The organism is Agathobaculum sp. Marseille-P7918 (assembly GCF_900625105.1).
Taxonomy (GTDB): Bacteria; Bacillota; Clostridia; order Oscillospirales; family Butyricicoccaceae; genus Agathobaculum.
The window spans coordinates 643,961-666,575 of sequence record NZ_UYYD01000001.1 but is presented as its reverse complement, the minus strand read 5'-3'; the positions used below and the strand labels follow the sequence as shown (position 1 = coordinate 666,575).

Genomic DNA, 22,615 nt, shown 5'->3' with positions numbered 1-22,615 from the left:
CCGATGCATGTCATCGGACGGGCGTTTTTTTGTTCTGCCTGCCGGTTTGTCTGCATAGGATGAAGCAAAAGCAGGAGGGCGATAGCATGATCGTTTTTGCAGCCAAAGTATCGGTGAAAAAAGTGGTGGCGGGCGTGCTGGCAGTGGGCGCAGTGGTGTTGGGCGTTGTGCTGCTGGCGCCGGCGGCGGAGACGGTGCATGCGCAGACTGTCTCGGGGGAAATCGATCTGGACAGCAAGCTCAAAACCAATGAACAGCGTGTGGCGCTGCTGGAAAGTTATGGGTGGCAGGTGGAGCCTGAGCCGCGCAGCGAGCGCGAGGTGCAGATCCCCAAAACCTTTGACGATACCTATCAGGTCTATAACGCCATCCAGCTCGAGCAGGGATTGGACCTTGTGCCGTATCAGGGCAAGCGCGCCACACTGTATACCTATGAGCTGATCGCATACCCCACGGGGGAAGAGGGGGTCACGGCCAACCTGCTGATCCGCCGCAACCGGCTGATCGCCGCCGATATCAGCTCCGCGGAGGCGGACGGCTTTGTGCACGGGATCACGGAGATGCCCGCATCCGATCCGGCGGAATGACGGGCAGGCATGCACTCCGCGCAATAAGCGGAGTGCATTTGTGTATTTCTGTGCAATTTTACGAAAAAAAGCGGATGGGATTCTCGTTTACATGGGTGAAATTCGGGGGATTGCACTTTTTCTGCAATTCCCTATTGTGCAATTTGCGAAAAAGTGTTATGCTATTAGCAGTAATGAATTGTCGGGGGAGACAAAATGCCACGGATGCGATTGGACAAGCTGCTGGCGCATTTGAACTGCGGCAGCCGCAAGGAAGTGCAGGCCATGATCCGCGCGGGCCGCGTGCAGGTAGACGGCGCGGTGGAGCGTGATCCCGCGGCAAAGGTGGATTCGGACAGCGCGCAGGTCGTGCTGGACGGACAGGAGCAGCGCTATCAGGCGCAGCGGTATTATATGCTCAACAAACCGGCGGGCGTCATCACCGCCAGCCGCGACGCACGGCACGATACCGTGCTCGACCTGTTCCCGGAGGAGATCCGGCGCGGTTTGTTTGCGGTCGGGCGATTGGATAAGGATACCGAAGGACTGCTCATTGTGACCGATGACGGCGCGCTCAGCCATGCGCTGATGAGCCCGTCGCGGCATGTGTATAAAGTATACGAAGCCGTGGTGGAAGGCGAATTGCTGCCGGACGCCGAAGCGCGCTTTGCAAAAGGGCTGACCCTCAAGGACGGCACGGTCTGTCTGCCGGCCTGTCTGGAGCGGCTCGCGGGGGAGGATGCACAGCGCGTGCGGGTCACCCTGCGGGAAGGGAAATACCATCAGGTCAAACGCATGGTGGCCGCCGTGGGCGGCACGGTGGTGCAGCTGCGCCGCGTGCAGATGGGCGGCTTGCCGCTCGATCCCGAGCTGGAAGCGGGAGCGTTTCGCCCGCTGACCGATGCGGAGCTGGCGCTGTTGCAGCAGCCGGAACGAGAGAGCGTCTAAAAATCGCCAAAAAAAATAAAAATTTTTGTACAAAAATGTAGAAGACTATGATATAATGTCTTAAAATGCACAGGGATATGCGAGTGTTCTTGTGAACTATGTCAGAGAATACGGCAAGTGATTTGGCCGGGCGGCCATAGCACAGCGTGCAAACGCACAAGAAAAGGGAAATACGGGAAAGGTGATGGAAATGGCTTCAAGATTGTTCCAGTCGATTGTTTTGCAGATGAAGGACACGGTGGACCGTACCATTGGCATCGTGGATGCCAGCGGCGCGGTGGTAGCGTGCACGGATCTGCCCCGTATCGGCGAAATGCGGGAAGAAGCGATCACCGAGCTTGGCTTTGCAGGTGAGATTGTGCGCTTTGGCGGCTATACCTACCATACGACGGGCGATCGTTCCAGCCGGCTGGAATACGCGGTTTTCGTGCAGGGCGAGGATGAGCTGGCGCGCAGCATCTGTTCGCTGGTGGCGGTTGCGATCAACAACATCAAGACGCTGTACGACGAAAAGCACGATAAGGCCACTTTCGTCAAGAATATCATTCTGGATAACATCCTGCCGGGCGACATCTATATCAAGTCGCGCGAGCTGCACTTCGGCAACGATGTGCCGCGCGTGGTCTTTTTGGTGCGCCAGCAGATGCCCGCGGACGTCGCGGCCATCGACGTGGTGACCGGTATGTTCCCGGACAAGCAGAAAGATTTTGTGCTGCACATTTCCGAGACCGATATCGTGGTCGTCAAGGAAGTCAAGGCGGGCAGCGACGTCAAGGATCTGGCCAAGATCGCTGCATCCATCGAAGAGGCGCTGCTGAGCGAGCTGTCGGTCAAGAGCCTGATCGGCATCGGCTCGGTGTCCTCGCAGATGAAGGATATTGCCAAGTCCTTCAAGGAAGCGCAGACCGCCATCGAGGTCGGCGCGGTGTTCGATACCGAAAAGAATATCATCAGCTTTGAAAACCTCGGCATTGGCCGTCTGATCTATCAGCTGCCGATCACGCTGTGCGAAATGTTCCTCAGCGAGGTGTTCAAGAAGGGCTCGATCGACTCGCTCGATCAGGAGACGCTGTTCACCATCCAGAAGTTCTTTGAAAACAACCTGAACGTGTCCGAAACCTCGCGTAAGCTGTTTGTACATCGCAATACGCTGGTTTACCGTCTGGAAAAGATCAAAAAGCTGACCGGTCTGGATCTGCGCGAGTTCGACCACGCGATCGTGTTCAAGGTGGCGCTGATGGTCCGTAAATATCTGGCAAGCCGCGAGGAGAACGCGCGCTGAGGCGGGTTCTGTTCACAAAAACTTCACGGAAAAATCAAGTTTCGCCGGGAAATGGCAGGGATTGTCGTCTTGCGTCGGAACGGAAAATCTGCTATAATAGGCAAAGGTGTATGATCTGCATGCACCTTTGCCTTTTTTGTTATTTAGTTTGGCTCCAGGGAGGAATGCCTGTGATACGGATGAACGATGTCACCATGGTGTACGATAACGGTACCCGTGCGGTGAACAAGGCTAACCTGCGCGTGGACGAAGGGGAATTTGTGTTCCTGGTCGGCGCGTCCGGTTCTGGTAAAACAACGATCATCAAGCTGCTGACCGCAGAGGTCCGTCCGACCGAAGGGCGTGTGCTGGTCAACAATTATAATATCGGAGAGATGAAAAAACGTCAGATCCCGTACCTGCGCCGCACGCTCGGCGTAGTGTATCAGGATTTCCGCCTGATCAACACCAAAACGGTTTACGAGAACGTGGCGTTTGCCATGCGCACGATCGGCGCAAAGGGAAAGGCCATCAAGGAACGCGTGCCGTATGTGCTCGATCTGGTCGGACTGGCGGACAAAGCGCAGATCAAGCCGATGAATCTTTCCGGCGGCGAGCAGCAGCGTGTCGCCATCGCGCGTGCGCTGGTCAACAATCCGCGTCTGATCATCGCGGACGAGCCGACCGGCAACCTTGATCCGGCGCGCTCGCTCGAACTGATGACCCTGTTTGAAAAAATCAATGAACTGGGCACCACCGTGCTGATCGTCACGCACGAGAAGGGTCTGGTGGACGAGTTTGAAAAACGCGTCGTTATGATCGACCAGGGCGAGGTCGTCAGCGACCAGACAGGTGGGTACTATCAGCTATGAGAAGTTTTGGTTACTATTGGAAGGAAGGCTTCCGCAACATATTCAAACACGGGTTTATGTCGATCGCGGCGGTGCTCATTATGATCGCCTGCCTGCTTTTGACAGGAACCGTGACGCTGATCGCGTATAATATTGATCTGAGCATCGAGGAATTGCAGCAATCCAACGAGATCGTGGTGTTCATCGATGACAGCCTGACCACGCGGGAAGCCAAGGCACTGGGCTCGGAATTCAACAAGATCGACAACATTGCGACGATCGAGTTTGAGGACCGGGACGTTGCGCTCGAAAAATACCGCGAGGAACTGGGTGAGGACGCGGACATTCTGGATAACTATAATTCCGCGAACAACCCGCTGCGCAACAGCTTTATTTTCACCCTGAAGGACCCGACGCTGGCGGAACAGACGATCGACGAGATCGCCGCGGTGGACGGAACGGATTATATCCGTGCGGATGAAGAAGTGATTTCCAAGCTGATTCAGGTCCAGCGTGTGTTCAATATCATTGCGCTGGCCATGGTCGTCGGTCTGGCGGTCATCTCGGTCTTCATCATTGCCAACACGGTCAAACTTGCGATGTTTGCCCGCCGGGAGGAAATCTCCATCCAGAAGATGGTCGGCGCGACCAACTGGTTCATCCGCTGGCCGTTCGTCATTGAGGGCATGGTGCTGGGCCTGCTGGCAGGCGGTCTGGCGTTTCTGGCCGAATGGGGGCTGTATACCGAGCTTTCCAACATTGCAAGCGGCGTCATCCCGTATTTCCACATCCTGCCGTTCGACGGCCTGCGCTGGCTGGTGCTCGGCGTGTATCTGGGTGCGGGCGTGCTGTTCGGCATCGGCGGTTCGGTGACGAGCATCCGCAAGTTCATGGATGTATGACCCATTGGCGACAGACAAAGGAGCGAATACCATTATGATGAAAAAAGGAACGACGCGGCTGATCTCCTGCATCATCGCCGGCATTCTGGTGATTGCCCTGCTGGCTTCCATGCTGGCGACCGGCATCACGTTTGCGGGTGCGGCAGAGGACGCAGACGCGGACGAACTGCAGGATAAGCTGTCCTCGCTGGAGGATGAAAAGGCGGCAGTCAAGGAGAAGATCGCGGAGCTGACCAAGCAGGCCAGTGACGTTGAGGCGACCCGCGCCGCGCTGCAAAGCGAGATCGACCTGACCAAGGAAGAAATCTCGACGGTGCAGGCGTATATCGACCGCCTGCAGGACCAGATCGATGTCAAGACCACCGAGCTGGAAGCGGCGCAAAAGGCGCTCGAGCAGAAGGAAGAGGAGTTTGCGCTTACCGTGCGCACCACTTATGAGCAGGGCGACACCAGCTATCTGGAAGTGCTGCTCAACTCTTCGAGCTTTTCCGATCTGCTGAGCCGCATGGAGATCATCACGGCGATCATGGACGACAACAAGAAGATCGTTGCCGAGTACACCGCCGCGAAGGAAGACATTGCGCAGAAGAAGCAGGAACTCCAGGATACGCAGGACGACCAGAAGGAGTATCAGGAGAACCTGAGCTACAAGGTCGATGAGCTGGCGGCAAGCGAGGCCGAGCAGGCGGCGCTGGCCGAGAGCATTCAGGCCTACAAGGCGGAGAGCGAAGCCGAGTACGACCGCATTTCGAGCGAAATGCAGGAAGTCAGCAACCAGATCGCGAAACTGTCCGCGCAGTCGGCGGCTTCGGGCGGCGTACCGTACAGCGGTACCTTCGTCTGGCCGACGCCGAGCTGCACGACCACCTCGAGCGTGTACGGCTACCGCGTGCACCCGATCTACGGCACGGTCAAGTTCCATGCCGGTGAGGATATCCCGGCAAGCTACGGCGCGGAGATCCTGGCGGCAGCGTCCGGCACGGTTACGACCGCGGGCTGGGTTTCGGGCTACGGCAACTACACGGTTATCGACCATGGCGGCGGTACGATGACGGCTTATGGCCATCAGTCCAGCATTCTGGTTTCGGTTGGCCAGTATGTCGAGCAGGGTCAGGTCATCGGTTACGTTGGCTCGACCGGCAACTCAACCGGCCCGCATCTGCACTTTGAAGTGTATCAGAACGGCTCGACGGTTGACCCCAAGAGTTTCTTTACCTTTACTTAATTTGAGTCATGAATCAAAGGGGAGGGCATTTGCTCTCCCCTTATTGTTTGGAGGGAAACCAAATGTTTGGATGGCGGGAAAACAAAATTTCCGTGAGCACCGCGCTGTTTCTGTGCCTGACGACCGCGGCGGCGTCCGTGCTGGGCTGTTATGCGGCAAATGGATGGCGCACGGGGGCGGTCGGAGACAAATTGCGCGAGATCGACCGGCTGGTCGCCGATCGTTATGTGGGCGAGCTTGACGAGCAAGCGGTGGCGGACTATGCTGCCGTTGGTTATGTGACCGGTCTGGGGGACCAGTGGTCCGCGTATATTCCGGCGGATCAGTATGCAGCCTACCAGATGAGCAGCGAGGGCAAGGGCTGCGGCATCGGTGTGACGGTTGTCAGCGGGGACGGCAGCGTTCGGGTCTGCTTGGTATATGATGATTCGCCCGCGGCGCAGGCCGGCATGGAAAAGGGCGATTATATCGTCGGCGCGGAAGGGCTGACGGTGGAAAAAGACGGCGCGGACGCGGTGATAAACGCGATTCAGGGCGAAGAAGGAACGGATGTGACCGTGTCCTTCTGCAAGGAACCGGGCGGCGCGGTGCAGCAGGTGACCATGCAGCGCGCCGTGGTGACCCAGAAAATGGCGTGGGGACAGATGCTGGATGGGAACGTCGGTTATCTGCGCATCGAGAATTTCCATGAAGGCGCGGCTGCGCAGTTCCAGCAGGTGCTGGATGGCCTGATGGCGGACGGCGCGCAAAAACTGGTGATCGACGTGCGGCACAATGGCGGCGGCCGCGTCAAGGAGATGAGCGAAATGCTTGACCCGCTGCTGCCTGAGGGCACGATCATGACGCTGCGCACCAAGAGCGGCAGCGAAACCGTGTACACATCGGATGCGGACATGATCGACCTGCCGATCGCGGTGCTGGTGGATGACCAGAGCATTTCGGCGGCCGAGTTCTTTGCCACCGCCCTGCAGGAATACGGCCGCGCCACGCTGGTCGGCACGCATACGACCGGCAAGGGCCGCGCACAGCAGACCTTCGAGCTTTCCGACGGATCGGCGCTCAACCTGTCGGTGGAGGAGTACTTCACCCCTAACGGGAATAACCTCGCGGGCGTGGGCATCGCGCCCGATGTGGAGGTCGCCTTAAGCGAAGAGCAGACGGCAAACTTCTACTTCCTGACGCCGCAGGACGACCCGCAATTGCAAAAAGCGGTCGAAATTCTGGGATAAATCCGCGTGTTATCGGTAAATATGTGCAAAAATACACTTGCTCGCTTGACAGCGCGGCAAACGGTACTTTATAATAAGGAGTACTGTACGGCGGCGCGCGGCGTCGCTGAACTTATGAAATAAGAAGGGTTTGCAAATCATGGCCAAAGAAATCAAACTGACCCAGGAGAGCCTGGACTCTTATAAGGAAGAACTGGAATATCTGAAAACCACCCGCGCGGACGAGGTAGCCGAGCAGCTGAAAGAAGCGCGTTCGTTCGGCGACTTGTCCGAGAACGCCGAGTATGACGAGGCGAAGAACGAGCAGGGCAAGCTGTACTCCCGCATCGCAGAGCTCGAAGAGATCATCAAGCTGGCGGTCGTCGTAACCGGCGACACCTATGCCGCGGACGAAATCTCTCCCGGCTGCCGTTTTGTGGTCAAGGACCTCGAACTGGACGAGGAAGAGGAATACCACTTCGTCGGTTCGCAGGAGGCCGACCCGATGGAGGGCAAGATCTCGGATGAGTCGCCCTTCGGCAAAGCTATGCTGGGCAAAAAGGTCGGCACGGTCGTTGAGGTCGAAGCACCGATCGGCATTGTCAAGTATCAGGTAATGGATATCAAGAAATAAAAGAAGAAAGACGGGGAAACTATGGCAGAACAGCATCAGGCGCACGAACAGCACGAGCAGACCGCGGAGGAACTGCACGAGCTCAAGCGCATCCGCCGCGAAAAGCTGGCGGAGCTGCAGGCGGCGGGCGCGGACCCGTTCCAGCAGGTTCGGTTCGAGCGCGATCACCACACAAATGAAATTCACGAGCATTTTGACGAGCTGGAAGGCAAGACCGTGCGTCTGGCCGGCCGCATGATGTCCAAGCGCATCATGGGCAAGGCGTCCTTCTCGGACATGTCCGACCGTTACGGCCGCCTGCAGCTCTATATCAAGCGCGACAACGTGGGCGAAGACGTCTACAAGGGCTACAAAAAGATGGATATCGGCGATATCATCGGCGTGTCGGGCGAAGTGTTCCGCACCCAGAAGGGTGAGATTTCGGTTGCGGTACATGAGCTGACGCTGCTGAGCAAAAATCTCACGCCGCTGCCCGAAAAGTGGCACGGCCTGAAGGATACCGATATGCGTTACCGCCAGCGCTATGTTGACCTGATCGTCAACCCCGAGGTGCGCGACACCTTTGAAAAGCGCTCGGCCATCGTGCGCGAGATCCGCAACTTTATGGACAGCCGCGGCTTCATGGAGGTCGAAACCCCGTGCCTGAACACCATTCCGGGCGGCGCGGCGGCGCGTCCGTTCATCACGCACCACAATGCGCTCGACATCGATATGTACATGCGTATCGCCACCGAGCTGCACCTCAAGCGCCTGATCGTGGGCGGTTTTGAGCAGGTGTACGAGATCGGCCGCATCTTCCGCAACGAGGGCATGGACACCAAGCACAATCCGGAGTTCACCACCATCGAGCTGTATCAGGCGTATACCGACTATCACGGCATGATGGATATTACCGAGGACATGGTCGTACACGTCTGCGAAAAGGTGCTCGGCACGACCAAGGTGACCTATCAGGGCACCGAGATCGACTTTTCCAAGGGCTGGCGCCGCATGACCATGGCGGACGCGGTCAAGGAGTATTCCGGTCTGGACTTTATGAATATGGACGGCGCCCAGGCGCTCGAGGCCGTCAAGGCCAAGGGTCTCGAGATCGAAAAGGGCAAGGACAGCTGGGGCGACCTGCTGGCGCAGTGCTACGACGAGTACGTCGAAGAAAATCTGGTGCAGCCGACCTTCATCACGGATTACCCGGTTGAGGTGTCCCCGCTGGCCAAGCGCAAGCCGTCCGACCCGCGCCTGACCGAGCGCTTCGAGTGCTTCGTGGTCGGCCGCGAGCTGTGCAACGCGTTCTCCGAGCTCAACGACCCGATCGACCAGCGCGAGCGCTTTGAGCGTCAGGTTGCGCTGCGTGCGGCGGGCGATGATGAGGCCAGCATGATGGACGAGGATTTCATCAACGCCTTGGAATACGGCATGCCTCCCACGGGCGGCATGGGCATGGGCATCGACCGTCTGGTCATGCTGCTGACCGATTCCGCATCCATCCGCGACGTGCTGCTCTTCCCCACGATGAAGCCGCTCTCTGCGGAGTAATAAAGACGCCTTGTAAAGCCTGGACAGTGCGTTCAGGCTTTTGGCATTTCAAATAAAAGGGAAGGAACACAACATGGACCGCGTGAGACTTTTGGGACGGAGAACCAAGCGCCGTCCCGCCATGCAGGCCGCCATGGTGATCGCACTGGGCTTTGCGATCATTATTCTGACCGGCGCGGTGCTGCTCACCCTGCCCGTATCCGCCCGGAGCGGGGAGCCGACGGATTTTCTGAATGCGCTGTTCACCGCGACCTCGGCCACCTGTGTGACCGGTTTGGTCACGGTCGGCACGGCGACCCATTGGTCGGGCTTTGGGCAGGTCGTCATCCTGCTGCTCATCCAGATCGGCGGCTTGGGCTTTATGTCGCTGGCGTCGATCGCCTCGTTTCTCACCCGCCGCACGATCACGCTGCGCGAGCGCATGGTCATGAGCGCGGGGCTCAACCTGACGGAAAACGCCGGTATCGTCCGCCTGACCCGCCGCGTGCTGATGGGCACGTTCGTGTTTGAAGGCGCGGGCGCGGTGCTGCTGGCGATTCGGTTTGTCCCGCGTGTGGGGCTGTGGCAGGGCATCAAAATGGGCGTGTTCCATTCGGTGTCCGCCTTCTGCAACGCGGGGTTTGACTTGATCGGCACGCCGGACAACCCGTTTGCCTCGCTGACCGGGTTTGCAGACGATGTGGTCGTCAACCTGACGATCATGGCGCTGATCGTGATCGGCGGCCTGGGCTTTTTCGTCTGGGGCGACCTTTGGGACAACAAGCGCCGCTTCCGCCGCCTGCGGCTGCACACCAAGCTGGTGCTGGTGACGACCGCGTTTTTGATCGGCGCGGGCTTTGTGCTCACGCTGCTGTTTGAGTGGGGCAATCCGCAGACGCTCGGCGCGATGCCGGTGCAGGACAAGGTGCTTGCGGCGGCGTTCCAGTCGGTCACGCTGCGCACCGCGGGCTTCAACACCATCGATCAGGCCGCACTGACCGGCCCGTCGCAGGCGGTCGCCTGCCTGTTGATGATGATCGGCGGCTCGCCCGGCTCGACGGCGGGCGGCATCAAGACCGTGACGGCGGCGGTGCTCGTGCTCAGCGCGATCTCCGCGCTGCGGGGCCGCACGACCGTGTCCGCATTCGGGCGCACGATCGTGTCGCGCAGCATTATGAACGCGGTCACGATGATGATCGTGGGCGGCACGCTCAGCCTGACGGGCGCGTGCGTGATCGCCTATGTGGAGAGTGCGCCGTTCGGCGCCTGCCTGTTTGAGGCGGTGTCGGCCTTTGCAACGGTTGGCCTTTCCATGGGCCTGACGCCCACCCTGCATACGGTTTCCCACCTGATTTTGATTTTGCTGATGTATCTGGGACGTGTCGGCGTGCTGACGCTGGGCGTTGCGGTGCTCATGCGGCACCGGGAGCCGCCCAAAATGCACTATCCGGATGCGGATGTGATGGTAGGATAAACAGATGTTGTCCGCGGCCTTGGGAAACGGGCCGCGGCAACCGGATAAAACTGGGAGAATTTGCTGATGAAATCCTTTTTGGTGATCGGTCTGGGCCGGTTCGGCTCGGCCGTGGCGCGCGAACTGGCTGCCCTCGGGCAGGAGGTTCTGGTGCTGGACGAGGATGAGGAAAACGTGCAGCACATCGCGGACGATGTGACGCAGGCGATCCGCGGCGACGCGCAGGACGAGGCCGTGCTGCGCTCGGTCGGCGCGCGCAATTTCGACTGCTGCATCGTCGCCGTGGGCACGGATATGGAAGCGAGCATCCTGATTACCGTGATGCTCAAGGAGCTGGGCGCGAAATATGTGGTCGCCAAGGCGCAGAGCCCGGTACACGCCCGCGTGCTCGAGCGTGTGGGTGCGGACCGCGTGGTGCTGCCCGAGAGCGAAATGGGTCAGCGCCTGGCGCAGCGTCTGGTGCGCACCAACGTGGTCGATTATATCGGCGTGTCGGATGATTTTTCCATTCTGGAGATCCATCCGCCCAAGAGCTGGATCGGCCGCTCGCTCGGCCAGCTCGGCGTGCGCGCACGCTATCAGATCAACGTGCTGGCGATCCGCCACGGCGAGGGCGGCCATGTGGACGTCACGCCGCAGGCGAGTCAGGTGATCGGCGTGGACGATCTGCTGATCGTGATTGGCACGAACGAAAACGTCAACAAACTGGTGGAATTGCATTGATCCGGATCGAAAGCCGTCAAAACAGCGCGCTGCGGCATCTGGCGCGGCTGGGACGGGAACGGAAATACCGCCGCAGCACAGGCGAGATGCTGTGCGAAGGCGAAAAGATGCTGGAGGAAGCGCTGCGCTCGGGTGCCAAGCCCGGCGTGCTGCTCGTGCGCGAGCGGGCGCAGGACCGTCTGCCGGACGGCCTGCTGGACCGCGCCGCGCAGGCGGGCGCGGCGCTTTACTGCGCGGCGGATGCGCTGTTTGAACTGGCAAGCGACGTGGAAACGCCGCAGAACGTGATTTTTTCCTGCAAGCAGCCGCAGTGGGGTGCGGATGCGCTGGACGGCAAGGCACAGGTGCTGCTGCTGGACGGTTTGCAGGACCCGGGCAACCTTGGCACGATTTTACGCACCGCCGAAGCGTTCGCGCTCGGCGCCGTTGTGTTGTGCGAGGGCTGCGCCGATCCGTTTTCGCCCAAGGTCGTGCGCTCGACCATGGGGGCGGTGTTCCGCCTGCCATGCGTGCGCCTGCCGCTGGAACAAGCGATCGAGCGGCTGCATGCGCAGGGACTCGCGGTTTACGCGACCGCGCTGCACGCGGACAGTGTGCCGCTGGGCACGGTGCCGCTTGGGCGCGCTGCGGTCATCATCGGCAGCGAAGGGCGCGGGGTGACGCCGCAGGCGATCGCCCTGTCCGACCAGCGCGTCATCATCCCGATGCACGGGCGCGCGGAATCGCTCAACGCGGGCGTCGCCGCAGCGATCGTGATCTATGAAATGACAAAATAAGGAGGCGTGCGGTATGTCGTCGCGTTTGAGTTATGTGTGGCTTGCCACCCGGCGCGGATTGGGCGCGGGTGCGGCGGCAGGACTGCTGCGCGCATTCGGCTCGCCCGAAGCGGTATTCGCAGCTGACCGGGCGGCGCTGACCACGGCGAAGGACTGCCCGCTGCGCAAGGTGCAGGTGGACGCGCTGTGCGATAAGAATACGGACGAGGCCGAGCGCATCGTGGCGCATTGCGCGAAAGACGGCATCCAGATCATCACGCTGGGTGACAGCGCCTATCCCGACCGGCTGCGCGCGATCGAAAACCCGCCGGTTGTGCTGTATGTGCGCGGCCGCTGGCCGGACTTTGACGTCACGCCCGGCATCGCCGTCGTCGGCACGCGCGAGGCCACGCCCTACGGCCTGCAAACCGCTGAGCACATCGGCAGCGCGCTGGGCAAAGCCGGATTTATCACGGTCAGCGGCATGGCGCTCGGCAACGACGGCGCGGCGCACCGTGGCGCGCTGCGGGCCGGCGGCCTGACGGTTGCTGTGCTCGCGGGCGGCGTGGATGTCTGCTATCCGCCGCAGCATCGCGGCCTGATGGGCGATATCCTGCTCTCGGGCGCGATCGTCAGCGAATACCCGCCCGGCACCGAGCCGCGCGGCGAGCATTACCACGACCGCAACCGCATCATCAGCGGTCTTTCGGTCGCGGCGGTCATCGTGGAAGCGCCGGGCTATCGCTCGGGCGCACTGATTACCGCGCGGGCCGCGCTCGATCAGGGGCGCGATGTGTACGCCGTGCCCGGCGCACTGGATGCGCCGCAGTCGGCGGCCTGCAACGAGTTGATCGAAAAGGGCGAAGCGGCGCTGCTGCGCAGCCCGGAGGCACTCGTGCGGACCTACAGCGGTCTGCTGCATGCCCCGGCGGCGCCATACCGCGCGCCGCGGCCGGCCTGGCGGACGGCCGGGCCCAAACCGGCATCCCGCCCAACCAAACCCGAACCGAAGCCTTCCGCACAACCCGCGCCGCCGCCGTGCGGCACGCTGCCGGACAGCCTCAGCGGCGATGAGCGCCGCATCGCAGAGCTGGTGCAGCAGGGCGTGGGCACGCCGGAGGATTTGATTGCGGGGTGCGGCCTGCCCGCACCGCGCGTGATGAGCCTGATCACCATGCTTGAAATGGATGGTATTCTGCGCCGGGAAAAGGGCAGACTGGTGATGGGCCGTCAGTAAATGAACCTCAGCCACCGCATCCGGCGGCTGAAAACGGAGGAAATATATGTCGAAATTAGTCATCGTGGAGTCGCCTGCCAAGGCAAAGACCATCGGCAAATATCTGGGGTCGGGCTATGTGGTCAAGGCCTCGATGGGGCATCTGCGCGATTTACAGAAGAAGAAAATGAGCGTCGATATCGAGCACGATTTCAAACCGGAATATGTGCCGATCGAGGGAAAAGATAAAATCATCAAGGAAATCCGCAGCGAGATCCGCAAAAGCGATTTCGTGTATCTCGCAACCGACCCTGACCGCGAAGGCGAAGCCATTTCGTGGCACATCAAGGAGCTGTTCAAACTCAAGGACAAGGATTCCAAGCGCGTGACCTTCAACGAGATCACCAAACCCGCTGTCAAGTACGGCATCGAGCATCCGCGCGACATTGACATCGATCTGGTCAACGCGCAGCAGGCGCGCCGCATCCTCGACCGTATCGTGGGCTATGAGTTGTCGCCCTTTCTGTGGCGCAAGGTCAAGCGCGGTCTGTCTGCCGGCCGTGTGCAGAGCGTCGCGACCCGTCTGGTCGTCGATCGCGAAAATGAGATCCGCGCCTTCGTCCCCGAGGAATACTGGTCGATCGAAGCGCTGCTGCAAACCGCGGACGGCGGCAAGTTTACCGCACGCTACTACGGCGATGCGACGGGCAAGGTGGAGCTGAAAAACGAAGAGCAGGCGCAGGCGGTGGTGAACGCCGTCACCGGCAAGCCTTTTGTGGTCGGCGACATCAAGCGCGGCAAGAAAAAGCGCAGCCCCGCGCCGCCGTTTATCACTTCGACCTTGCAGCAGGAGGCCAGCCGCAAGCTCAACATGACGCCCCGCCGCACGATGAGCATCGCGCAGGAGCTGTACGAAGGCATCGAGCTGGGCGAGTACGGCCTGACCGGTCTGATCACTTACATGCGTACCGACTCGCTGCGTCTGGCCGACGAGGCAACAGCTGCTGCCGCGGGCTTTATCCGCGGCCGCTATGGCGACGAATATTATCCCGGCAAGCCGCGCGTGTTCAAAACCAAGGGCAATGCGCAGGACGCGCACGAAGCCATCCGTCCGTCGGACGTAAAGCTGCTGCCGGATGAGATCCGTCAGTACCTGACGCCCGACCAGTACAAGCTGTACAAACTCATCTGGTCGCGCTTTGTCGCCTGCCAGATGGCGGACGCGCTGCTGGACACGGTTTCGGCCGATATCGTGTGCGAGGGACAGGTGTTCCGCGCCTCCGGCCACACGATCGCGTTCCCGGGCTTCACGGCGGTGTACGAGGAAGGCACGGACGACGAAAAGAAGGGCGACGCGGGCAAGCCGCTGCCGCGCTTTGACAAGGGCGATACGCTGTCGGTCGAAAAGCTCGACCCCGCGCAGCACTTCACCCAGCCGCCCGCGCGCTATACCGAGGCGTCGCTCATCCGTGCGATGGAGGAGCGCGGCATCGGCCGCCCGTCCACCTACGCGCCGACCATTTCGACCATTCTCGACCGCGACTATGTGACCAAGGAGAACAAGGCGCTGCGTCCGACCCCGCTGGGCGAGGGCGTGACCGGCCTGCTGGTCGATGAGTTCAAGTCGGTGGCCGACTATGAGTTTACCGCCAACATGGAAGAGCAGCTCGACGAGGTTGAGGCGGGCAAGCTGGATTATGTCCAGCTGCTGCACAACTTCTATGACGGCTTTGAAAGCGCGCTCAAGCAGGCTGAGGTCGATCTCGAGGGCAAGCGCATCAAGATCAAGGACGAGGTCACGGACGTGATCTGCGACAAGTGCGGCCGCAACATGGTCATCAAGTCCGGCCGCTTCGGCAAGTTTTTGGCCTGCCCGGGCTTCCCGGAGTGCACCAACACCAAGCCGATCACCGAGGACACGGGCGCAGCCTGCCCGGTGTGCGGCGCCAAGGTGGTCAAAAAGAAGTCTGCGCGCGGCTATGTGTATTACAGCTGCGACAAATACCCGGCCTGCCAGTTTATGACGTGGGATAAGCCGCTCAAGACCAAGTGCCCGAACTGCGATTCCTCGCTGTTCCGCCACACCGACCGCGACTCCAAGGAAGTCACGGACGTGTGCCTGCGCGAGGGCTGCGGCTACAAGGAGCTGGTCAAGGAGGGTCTGCCGCCCGAAGAGGCGGAGAAGAACCGCCAGCGCCGTGAGGCGCGCGCCGCCAAGGCGGCCGAGCGTGCGGCGGCCAAGGCAGCCGCCGAAGCCGCGGGCGAAACCGAGGAAAAGCCCAAAAAGGTGACGAAAAAGGCGACCACCAAAAAGACGGCGGCGAAAAAGCAGGTGCCGTGGATGACCAAGACCACGAACCGCTTCAAAAAGCTGAAGGACGAGGACGTGCAGGCGCTGACCAAGACGCAGCAGGCGCAGTACGCTAAGGCACTGGAGAAATACGAGGCCGAAAAGGCAGCGGAAAAGGCGGCGAAGGCGAAAAAGCCCGCCCGCAAGACCGCAAAGGTGAAGGAGGCCGCGGATGAATAATCAGGTAACGGTCATTGGCGCGGGACTGGCGGGTTGCGAAGCCGCGTGGCAGTTGGCGCAGCGCGGCATTGTGGTGCGGCTGTGCGAGATGAAGCCGCAGCAGCATTCGCCCGCGCATCATTCGGACGATTTTGCGGAGCTCGTGTGCTCGAACTCGCTGCGCTCGGACGAACTGAGTAACGCCGCGGGGCTTTTGAAAGAGGAACTGCGCCGTCTGGGCAGCCTGATCCTCACTTGTGCGGATGAGCACCGCGTCGAGGCGGGCGGCGCGCTCGCGGTTGATCGCGAAGCGTTTGCGCGCGCGGTGACCGAGAAGATCAAGAACCACCCGAACATCGAAATCGTGTACGGCGAAGTGACCGATATTCCCGAGGGGAAGGTCGTTGTCGCGTCCGGCCCGCTGACCTCGGACACGCTGTTTGACGCAATTCATCGCAAGGTCGGCGGCGAGTTCCTGCATTTTTATGACGCCGCGGCGCCCATTGTCACGGCGGAGAGCATCGACATGGATTCCGCCTACATCGCCTCGCGCTATGGCAAGGGCACGGCGGATTACATCAACTGCCCGTTTACCAAGGAGGAGTACGACGCGTTCTGGAACGCGCTGACGACCGCCGAGGAGGCGCCGGTGCACGGCTTCGAGGACTCCAAAGTGTTCGAGGGCTGCATGCCGATCGAGGTCAACGCCCGCCGCGGGTACGACACGATGCGTTTCGGTATCCTCAAGCCCATCGGCCTGCCCGACCCCAAGACCGGCCGCGACCCGTACGCGGTGCTGCAGCTGCGGCGCGACAACGCGCAGGGCACGCTGTACAATCTGGTCGGCTGCCAGACCCACCTCAAGTGGGGCGAGCAGAAGCGCGTGTTTTCCATGATTCCGGCACTCCGGAATGCGGAGTTTGTGCGCTACGGCGTCATGCATCGCAATACGTTTTTGGATTCGCCGCGTCTGCTGGACGCGACCTATGCGCTGAAAGCTGACCCGCGCATCCGCTTTGCGGGGCAGATGACCGGCGTGGAAGGCTATGTCGAGTCCACCTCGTCCGGTTGGGTCGCGGGCGTTGCGACCGCGCTCGAGATGCAGGGCAAAACCATGCCCGCGCTCGATCGCCAGACCGCGACCGGCGCGCTTGCGTGCTATATTTCCGACCACACGGTGGCGAAATTCCAGCCGATGAACATCAATTTCGGTATTCTTGACCCGCTGGGCTATAAAATCAAGGGCAAGCGGGAGAAAAATACAAAAATATCCGAGCGGGCGCTCGAAAAGATCGACAGTTTGAAGGGGGAACTTTGATATGAAGATCATCGTGGACGCAATGGGCGGCGATAATGCGCCGGAGTCCGCCGTTATCGGCGGCGCGCTGGCGGCGAAGGAATACGGCGAGCAGGTGATGCTGGTCGGCCAGCCGGATACGGTGGCAGAGATCCTGAAAAAGCGCGGCATGCAGGACACGAACGGTCTGACCATCATGCCGGCCTCCGATCTGGTCGATATGCACGACGACCCGGCGACGGTTTTGCGCAAAAAGCCGGATTCTTCCATGGCGGTAGCGTTCAAGCTGCTCAAGGCTGGCGAGGGCGACGCGCTGGTTTCCGCGGGCAACACGGGCGCGCTGCTGACCGGCGCGACGCTGTTCGGCGGCCGCATCAAGGGCATCCGCCGCGGTGCGCTCGCGCCTGTCATGCCGTGCAGCGGCGGACAGGTCATGCTGTGCGACGCGGGCGCGAACACCGAGTGCACGGCGGAAATGCTGCTGCAATTTGCGTTTCTCGGCTCGCTGTACGCGGAAAAGATCAACGGCGTGAAAAATCCGCGCGTGGGTCTGGTCAACAACGGCACCGAGGACACCAAGGGCGACCCGCTGCGCAAGGAAGCCTATGCGCTGCTGCAAAAGGCGGGCGACGAAGGCCGCCTGAACTTTGTCGGCAACGTCGAAGGCAGCATGGTGCCGCTCGGCGCGTGCGACGTGGCCGTGGCCGACGGCTTTACCGGCAACGTCATGCTCAAGACCATCGAGGGCGTCGCCAAGTTTATGGCAGGCCAGATCAAGGGCGTCTTTACGCGCAACACCGCGACCAAGCTGGGCTATCTTGCCTGCAAAACGGGGCTGGACGAGTTCCGCGACCTGTTCAATCAGGATAAGATCGGCGGCGCGCCCTTCCTCGGCATCGCAAAGCCGGTCATCAAGGCGCACGGCTCGTCCAACGAGATCGCTGTGATGAACGCCGTGCGGCAGGCGATCGCCTATACCAAGTCGGGCATGATCCACGAAGTGGAGCAGAACATACAGTACATGACGGTGGAATGACCGCGGCAGGGCGCTGCGGCACCGTCCATGCCTGCGCCGCAGGGCGCACGCGGGAGGTGAAAACATGCTGAAAATCGATTATAAGTTCAAAAATACCGCGCTGCTCGAAACCGCGATGACCCATACCTCCTATGCCAACGAGCATCGGGGGAACCACCTGCACCATAACGAGCGGCTGGAGTTTCTGGGCGACTCAGTGCTGGGCTTTGTCACGGCGGATTACCTGTTCACGCACTATCCCGAGCTGCCCGAGGGCGACCTGACCAAGCTGCGCGCGGCGGTCGTGTGCGAGGGCGCGCTGTGCGAGATTGCGCATGAGCTGGGCATCCCGGACGAGATCCGGCTGGGCCACGGCGAGGAGACCGGCGGCGGGCGCGAGCGGCCAAGCATTCTGGCTGACGCGACCGAGGCGCTGCTCGGCGCGATCTATCTGGACGGCGGCATCGAGCCGGCGCGCGCGTTTGTGCTGCGGTTTATCCCGCACAAGGTCGATGTGGCCATTGCGGGCGGCGCGTTTAAGGATTACAAGACCATGCTGCAGGAGATTGTGCAGAAAAACAAGCAGGAAACGCTGGAATACCGTCTGGCGGGCGAGTCCGGCCCGGACCACGACAAGCGTTTCACCATGGAGCTGCTACTCAACTCCAACGTGTTCGCGTCCGGCACCGGGCGGAGCAAGAAAGAGGCTGAGCAGATGGCCGCCAAACAGGCGCTGCAATCCATGGGTGTGCAGTAAAAATGGGAAAAAGACTCCGAAAGGGTGACTTTCGGAGCCTTTTTGTTTTTGGAATAAAAAGCGGGCGCGCGGCGCGCGGCAAGGTGTGAACAGGCGGTAAATTCTGCTTTGCGCATTGAAAAACGGCGTATCCGGTGGTAAAATAATACCATATATACTTTCGAGGTGTCACATGGTATTAAAGAGCCTGATCTTACAGGGCTTTAAGTCATTTCCGGACAAGACCGAGATCCACTTTCTCGGCGGCATGACGGCGATCGTTGGGCCGAACGGTTCGGGTAAATCGAATATTTCAGACGCGATCCGCTGGGTGCTGGGCGAGCAGTCCTCGCGCTCACTGCGCGGCGCGAAAATGGAGGACGTCATCTTCGGCGGCACGGCCAAACGCGGGCCGGTTGGCTTTGCCGAGGTATCGCTCATTCTGGACAATTCCGAAGGCGTGTTCCGCTCGGAGTTTACCGAGATCATGGTCACCCGCCGCTACTATCGCTCGGGGGAGAGCGAATATTTTCTCAATAAAAAGCACTGCCGCCTGCGCGACATCCACGAGCTGTTCATGGATACCGGTTTGGGGCGCGACGGCTATTCCATCATCGGACAGGGCCGCATCGACGAGATCCTGTCCCTCAAAAGTGAGGACCGGCGCGAGATCTTCGAGGAAGCGGCCGGCATCACCAAGTTCCGCTACCGCAAGGAGGAGGCCGAGCGCAAGCTCGCCGCCACCGAGGACAACCTGACCCGCATCCGCGACCTGTATGACGAGCTCGAGCGGCAGGTCGGTCCGCTGGAAAAGCAGGCGGAAAAGGCAAAGCAGTATCTGCTGCTGCGCGACGAGCTGCGCGTGCTGGAGATCTCGCTCTGGCTGCTTTCGCTCGAGCGCATCAAGACAGATACGGCCAAGCTCGAGCAGGACACCGCGGCGTGCTCGGGGCAGCTGCGCGATGCCAAGCAGGCGCAGGAAGCGCTGTATGCGCAGTCCGAGCAGCTGTCCGAGGATATGCGCGCGATCGACCGCGAGGCCGACCGGCTGCGCCAGCAGCTGCGCGAGACCGAGCAGCGCGCCGCCGAGCAGGCGAGCCGCGCGGCGGTACTGCGCGCCAACATCCAGAACCATCGGGAAAACATCGACCGCGCGCGGCGCGAAAGCGAGCAGCGCAGCGAGCAGGCGCATAACTTGGGCGCGCAGCTGACCGAACGGCGCGCGCGCATCGCGCTGCTGGACACCCGCCACACCGGACTGGCCGCGCAGCTGACCGATCTGGAACAGCAGACCGCCACGCAGGACGCGGGCCGCACGGCGGCCGAACAGGCGCTGCGGCAGGCGCAGCAGGCGCGCGACGCCAGGCAGAACGAGCTGCACGCGCTCGCGCTCGACCGCACGGCGGCCGAGACCAGCCTTGCCAGCATGGACGGACGGCGCGACACGATCGCGGCCGATATCGATACGGCGGGCAAGCGGCTGGAACAGGAAAAACAGGCGCAGGACGAGCTGGAAACACGCATGCAGGCATGCCTGGACACGCTCGCCGGGGCGAAGAATAAAGTGCAGGGCATCGCCCTCAAGGCGGACAGCCGCCGCAGCAAAGTGGAGACGCTGCAGGGCGAGCTGACCCGCGCGCAGGCGGCGCTGACCGACGCGAACAACCGCGTCAAAATGCTCCGCGACATGCAGCGCGACTACGAAGGCTTTTCGCGCTCGGTCAAGTCCATCATGCAGCAGGTCGAGCGCGGCGCGATGCGCGGCGTGCACGGCCCGGTGTCCTCGCTCATCACGACGGACGACCGCTTTGTGACCGCGATCGACACGGCGCTCGGCGCGTCCGCGTCCTCGATCGTCGTGGACACGGCGCAGGACGGCAAACGCTGCATCGAGTTCCTGCGGCGCACGGACGGCGGCCGCGCGACCTTCCTGCCGATCGACACAATCCGTCCGAATTCGCTGCGGGAAACCGGTCTGGAGGGCAAAAACGGCTGTTTTGGTACCGCGGACCGACTGGTCACTTTTGATAAACGCTATACCGCCATCGTGCAGAACCTACTGGCGCGCACGGTGGTTTCCGAGAATATGGACACGGCGCTCGCGCTGGCCCGCGCGTACGGGCACCGCTTCCGCATCGTCACGCTGGACGGCCAGATCATTCAGGCCGGCGGCGCGATGACCGGCGGCTCGGCCTCGCGCGGCACGGGCGCACTCGCCCGTGCGGGACGGCTCAAGGCCGCCGAGGCGCAGGCCAAAAAGCTGGAACAAACGCGGGCACAGGCGGAGACCGCTTTCCACGCGGCCAAGGAAGAATATGCTGCGCTCGAGTACGACCTCAAGGCGATCGAGGCCGAGCGCATCCGCGCCGAGCAGGATGAAGCCGGGCTGCGCGCGTCGGTGTCGCAGCACCGCGTGCTGCTCGACAGCTTGCAGCACCAGTACGACGGTTTGGTGCTCGAACGCGACAACCTCGCCGCGGCCAAGCAGCAATACGCGGACGCCATCGCGCAGTGTGACGCCAAGCAGGCAGGTGCACAGCAGGCACTCGACGACGCGGAACGCGAAGTCGCGCGCTGCCGTGCGGCACTCGACCTGCAGGGCGCGCAGGCGGCGGAAAACGCCGCGCGCATGACCGCGGTGCAGACCGAGCTGGCGCAGAACCGTTCGGAAGCCGCGAGCGAAGCGCGCACGCTGGCCGATCTGGAACAGCTGAAAGCCGAGCTGGACGCTGGTGTTTCGGGGGCCGCGGAGACGATCGCGGGCTTTGAAGCCGAGATCACCCGCCTGACGGACGAACTTGCGCAGACCGAGGACGCGGCCAAGGATACCGCCGCCGCCGAGACGCGCCTGCACGAAAATCTGGATGCGCAGATGCAGCAGCGCGAGCGGGTCGAGGGCGAGCGCGCCCGCGTGGACCGCGAAGCGCAGGGCAAAAACGAAGAGATTCTCAACCTCGAGCGCGAATCCGCGCGTCTGGAAAACCGCGCGGGACAGCTGAAAAACGAGGAAACGCAGATTCTGGATAAAATGTGGGAAAACTATGAGCTGACGCCCACACCCGCGGCCGAGGTCGCGCGCCCGCTGGAGGACGTGCCCGCGGCCAAGGAACAGGCGCAGAGCATCCGCGCGAAGATGCGCGCGCTCGGCAACGTCAATCTGGACGCGGTCGAGGAATACCAGCAGGCGCTCGAGCGCTATACCTTCATGGGCGAGCAGAAGGACGACCTGGAAAAGGCGCAGCATGAGCTGTACAAGGTCATCGAACAGCTGACGGTCAACATGAAGGAGATTTTCGCCTCCGAGTTTGCCAAACTCAACGCCTATTTTGGGGAGACCTTCCGCGAGATCTTCGGTGGTGGCCATGCGGAATTGCAGCTGGCCGACACGTCGGATATTTTAAGCTGCGGCATCGATATCAAGGTGTCGCCGCCGGGCAAGGCGGTCAAAACGCTGACACTGCTCTCGGGCGGCGAAAAGGCGTTCGTCGCGATCGCGCTGTATTTTGCGATCCTGAAATTGCGGCCGACGCCGTTCTGCGTGCTCGACGAGATCGAGGCTGCGCTCGACGACGTGAATGTCGCGCGGTTTGCGCAGTATATCCGGCGGCTGACCGATTCGACGCAGTTCATCGTCATCACGCACCGCCGCGGCACGATGGAGGAAGCCGATATGCTCTATGGCGTGACCATGCAGGAGCAGGGCGTGTCCAAGATGCTGATGCTCAACCTTGCAGAAGCGGAGAAGCAGTTGGGGAATGCGATTCGATAATAATTGATAACAGG

18 protein-coding genes are annotated in these 22,615 nt (G+C 61.3%); all 18 read left to right on the top strand.

Features of this window, described 5'->3' with window-relative positions; genetic code table 11:
- The first annotated feature begins 86 nt into the window (after positions 1-86).
- The 18 genes from EJL02_RS03175 (at position 87) to smc (ending at position 22,601) form a co-directional block, all read left to right on the top strand.
- Positions 87-587, top strand: coding sequence for a DUF4830 domain-containing protein (locus tag EJL02_RS03175; RefSeq protein WP_164510248.1), 501 nt, complete (start codon positions 87-89; stop codon positions 585-587).
- A gap of 195 nt (positions 588-782) precedes the next feature.
- Positions 783-1,514 carry a pseudouridine synthase gene (locus EJL02_RS03170; RefSeq protein ID WP_206426939.1) on the top strand — a complete coding sequence of 244 codons (732 nt, stop codon included), beginning with the start codon at positions 783-785 and terminating at the stop codon, positions 1,512-1,514.
- Positions 1,515-1,704: 190 nt separating this feature from the next.
- Positions 1,705-2,796 (top strand): PucR family transcriptional regulator, encoded by a 1,092-nt coding sequence (locus tag EJL02_RS03165; protein WP_125114946.1) that lies wholly within the window; start codon positions 1,705-1,707, stop codon positions 2,794-2,796.
- Positions 2,797-2,966: 170 nt separating this feature from the next.
- Positions 2,967-3,647 (top strand): cell division ATP-binding protein FtsE, encoded by a 681-nt coding sequence (gene ftsE / locus EJL02_RS03160; protein ID WP_125114945.1) that lies wholly within the window; start codon positions 2,967-2,969, stop codon positions 3,645-3,647.
- Positions 3,644-4,528 carry a permease-like cell division protein FtsX gene (gene ftsX / locus EJL02_RS03155; protein ID WP_125114944.1) on the top strand — a complete coding sequence of 295 codons (885 nt, stop codon included), beginning with the start codon at positions 3,644-3,646 and terminating at the stop codon, positions 4,526-4,528. The genes ftsE and ftsX overlap by 4 nt, the downstream gene beginning before the upstream one ends.
- 34 nt (positions 4,529-4,562) lie before the next feature.
- Positions 4,563-5,753 (top strand): murein hydrolase activator EnvC family protein, encoded by a 1,191-nt coding sequence (locus EJL02_RS14545; protein WP_125114943.1) that lies wholly within the window; start codon positions 4,563-4,565, stop codon positions 5,751-5,753.
- Positions 5,754-5,815: 62 nt separating this feature from the next.
- Entirely contained in the window at positions 5,816-6,982 is a 1,167-nt protein-coding gene (locus EJL02_RS03145) for a S41 family peptidase (protein WP_164510247.1), read from the top strand.
- A gap of 139 nt (positions 6,983-7,121) precedes the next feature.
- Positions 7,122-7,595, top strand: a complete 474-nt coding sequence (greA, locus tag EJL02_RS03140) for a transcription elongation factor GreA (protein ID WP_125114941.1) — start codon at positions 7,122-7,124, stop codon at positions 7,593-7,595.
- 21 nt (positions 7,596-7,616) lie between these two features.
- A complete protein-coding gene (gene lysS, locus EJL02_RS03135) occupies positions 7,617-9,128 on the top strand; it encodes a lysine--tRNA ligase (RefSeq protein WP_125114940.1) in 1,512 nt (503 codons plus the stop codon).
- 73 nt (positions 9,129-9,201) lie between these two features.
- Positions 9,202-10,581, top strand: coding sequence for a TrkH family potassium uptake protein (locus EJL02_RS03130; RefSeq protein WP_243114384.1), 1,380 nt, complete (start codon positions 9,202-9,204; stop codon positions 10,579-10,581).
- Between the two features lie 66 nt (positions 10,582-10,647).
- Positions 10,648-11,304, top strand: coding sequence for a potassium channel family protein (locus EJL02_RS03125; protein ID WP_125114939.1), 657 nt, complete (start codon positions 10,648-10,650; stop codon positions 11,302-11,304).
- On the top strand, positions 11,301-12,080 hold the full coding sequence (locus EJL02_RS03120) for a TrmH family RNA methyltransferase (RefSeq protein WP_125114938.1): 780 nt from the start codon (positions 11,301-11,303) through the stop codon (positions 12,078-12,080). Before EJL02_RS03125 ends, EJL02_RS03120 begins: the two co-directional genes overlap by 4 nt.
- Positions 12,081-12,093: 13 nt before the next feature.
- Positions 12,094-13,296 (top strand): DNA-processing protein DprA, encoded by a 1,203-nt coding sequence (dprA, locus tag EJL02_RS03115; protein WP_125114937.1) that lies wholly within the window; start codon positions 12,094-12,096, stop codon positions 13,294-13,296.
- A gap of 46 nt (positions 13,297-13,342) precedes the next feature.
- Positions 13,343-15,805 (top strand): type I DNA topoisomerase, encoded by a 2,463-nt coding sequence (gene topA, locus EJL02_RS03110; protein ID WP_125114936.1) that lies wholly within the window; start codon positions 13,343-13,345, stop codon positions 15,803-15,805.
- The gene (trmFO, locus tag EJL02_RS03105) at positions 15,798-17,102 is read left to right on the top strand and encodes a methylenetetrahydrofolate--tRNA-(uracil(54)-C(5))-methyltransferase (FADH(2)-oxidizing) TrmFO (RefSeq protein WP_125114935.1); all 1,305 of its coding nucleotides are present in this window, start codon (positions 15,798-15,800) and stop codon (positions 17,100-17,102) included. The genes topA and trmFO overlap by 8 nt, the downstream gene beginning before the upstream one ends.
- A gap of 1 nt (position 17,103) precedes the next feature.
- Positions 17,104-18,117 (top strand): phosphate acyltransferase PlsX, encoded by a 1,014-nt coding sequence (gene plsX, locus EJL02_RS03100; protein WP_125114934.1) that lies wholly within the window; start codon positions 17,104-17,106, stop codon positions 18,115-18,117.
- A 64-nt stretch (positions 18,118-18,181) separates the two neighbouring features.
- Positions 18,182-18,853 carry a ribonuclease III gene (gene rnc / locus EJL02_RS03095; protein ID WP_125114933.1) on the top strand — a complete coding sequence of 224 codons (672 nt, stop codon included), beginning with the start codon at positions 18,182-18,184 and terminating at the stop codon, positions 18,851-18,853.
- 172 nt (positions 18,854-19,025) lie between these two features.
- Positions 19,026-22,601: a chromosome segregation protein SMC gene (smc, locus tag EJL02_RS03090; protein WP_125114932.1), complete on the top strand. Its 3,576-nt coding sequence runs from the start codon at positions 19,026-19,028 to the stop codon at positions 22,599-22,601.
- Positions 22,602-22,615: the final 14 nt, after the last annotated feature.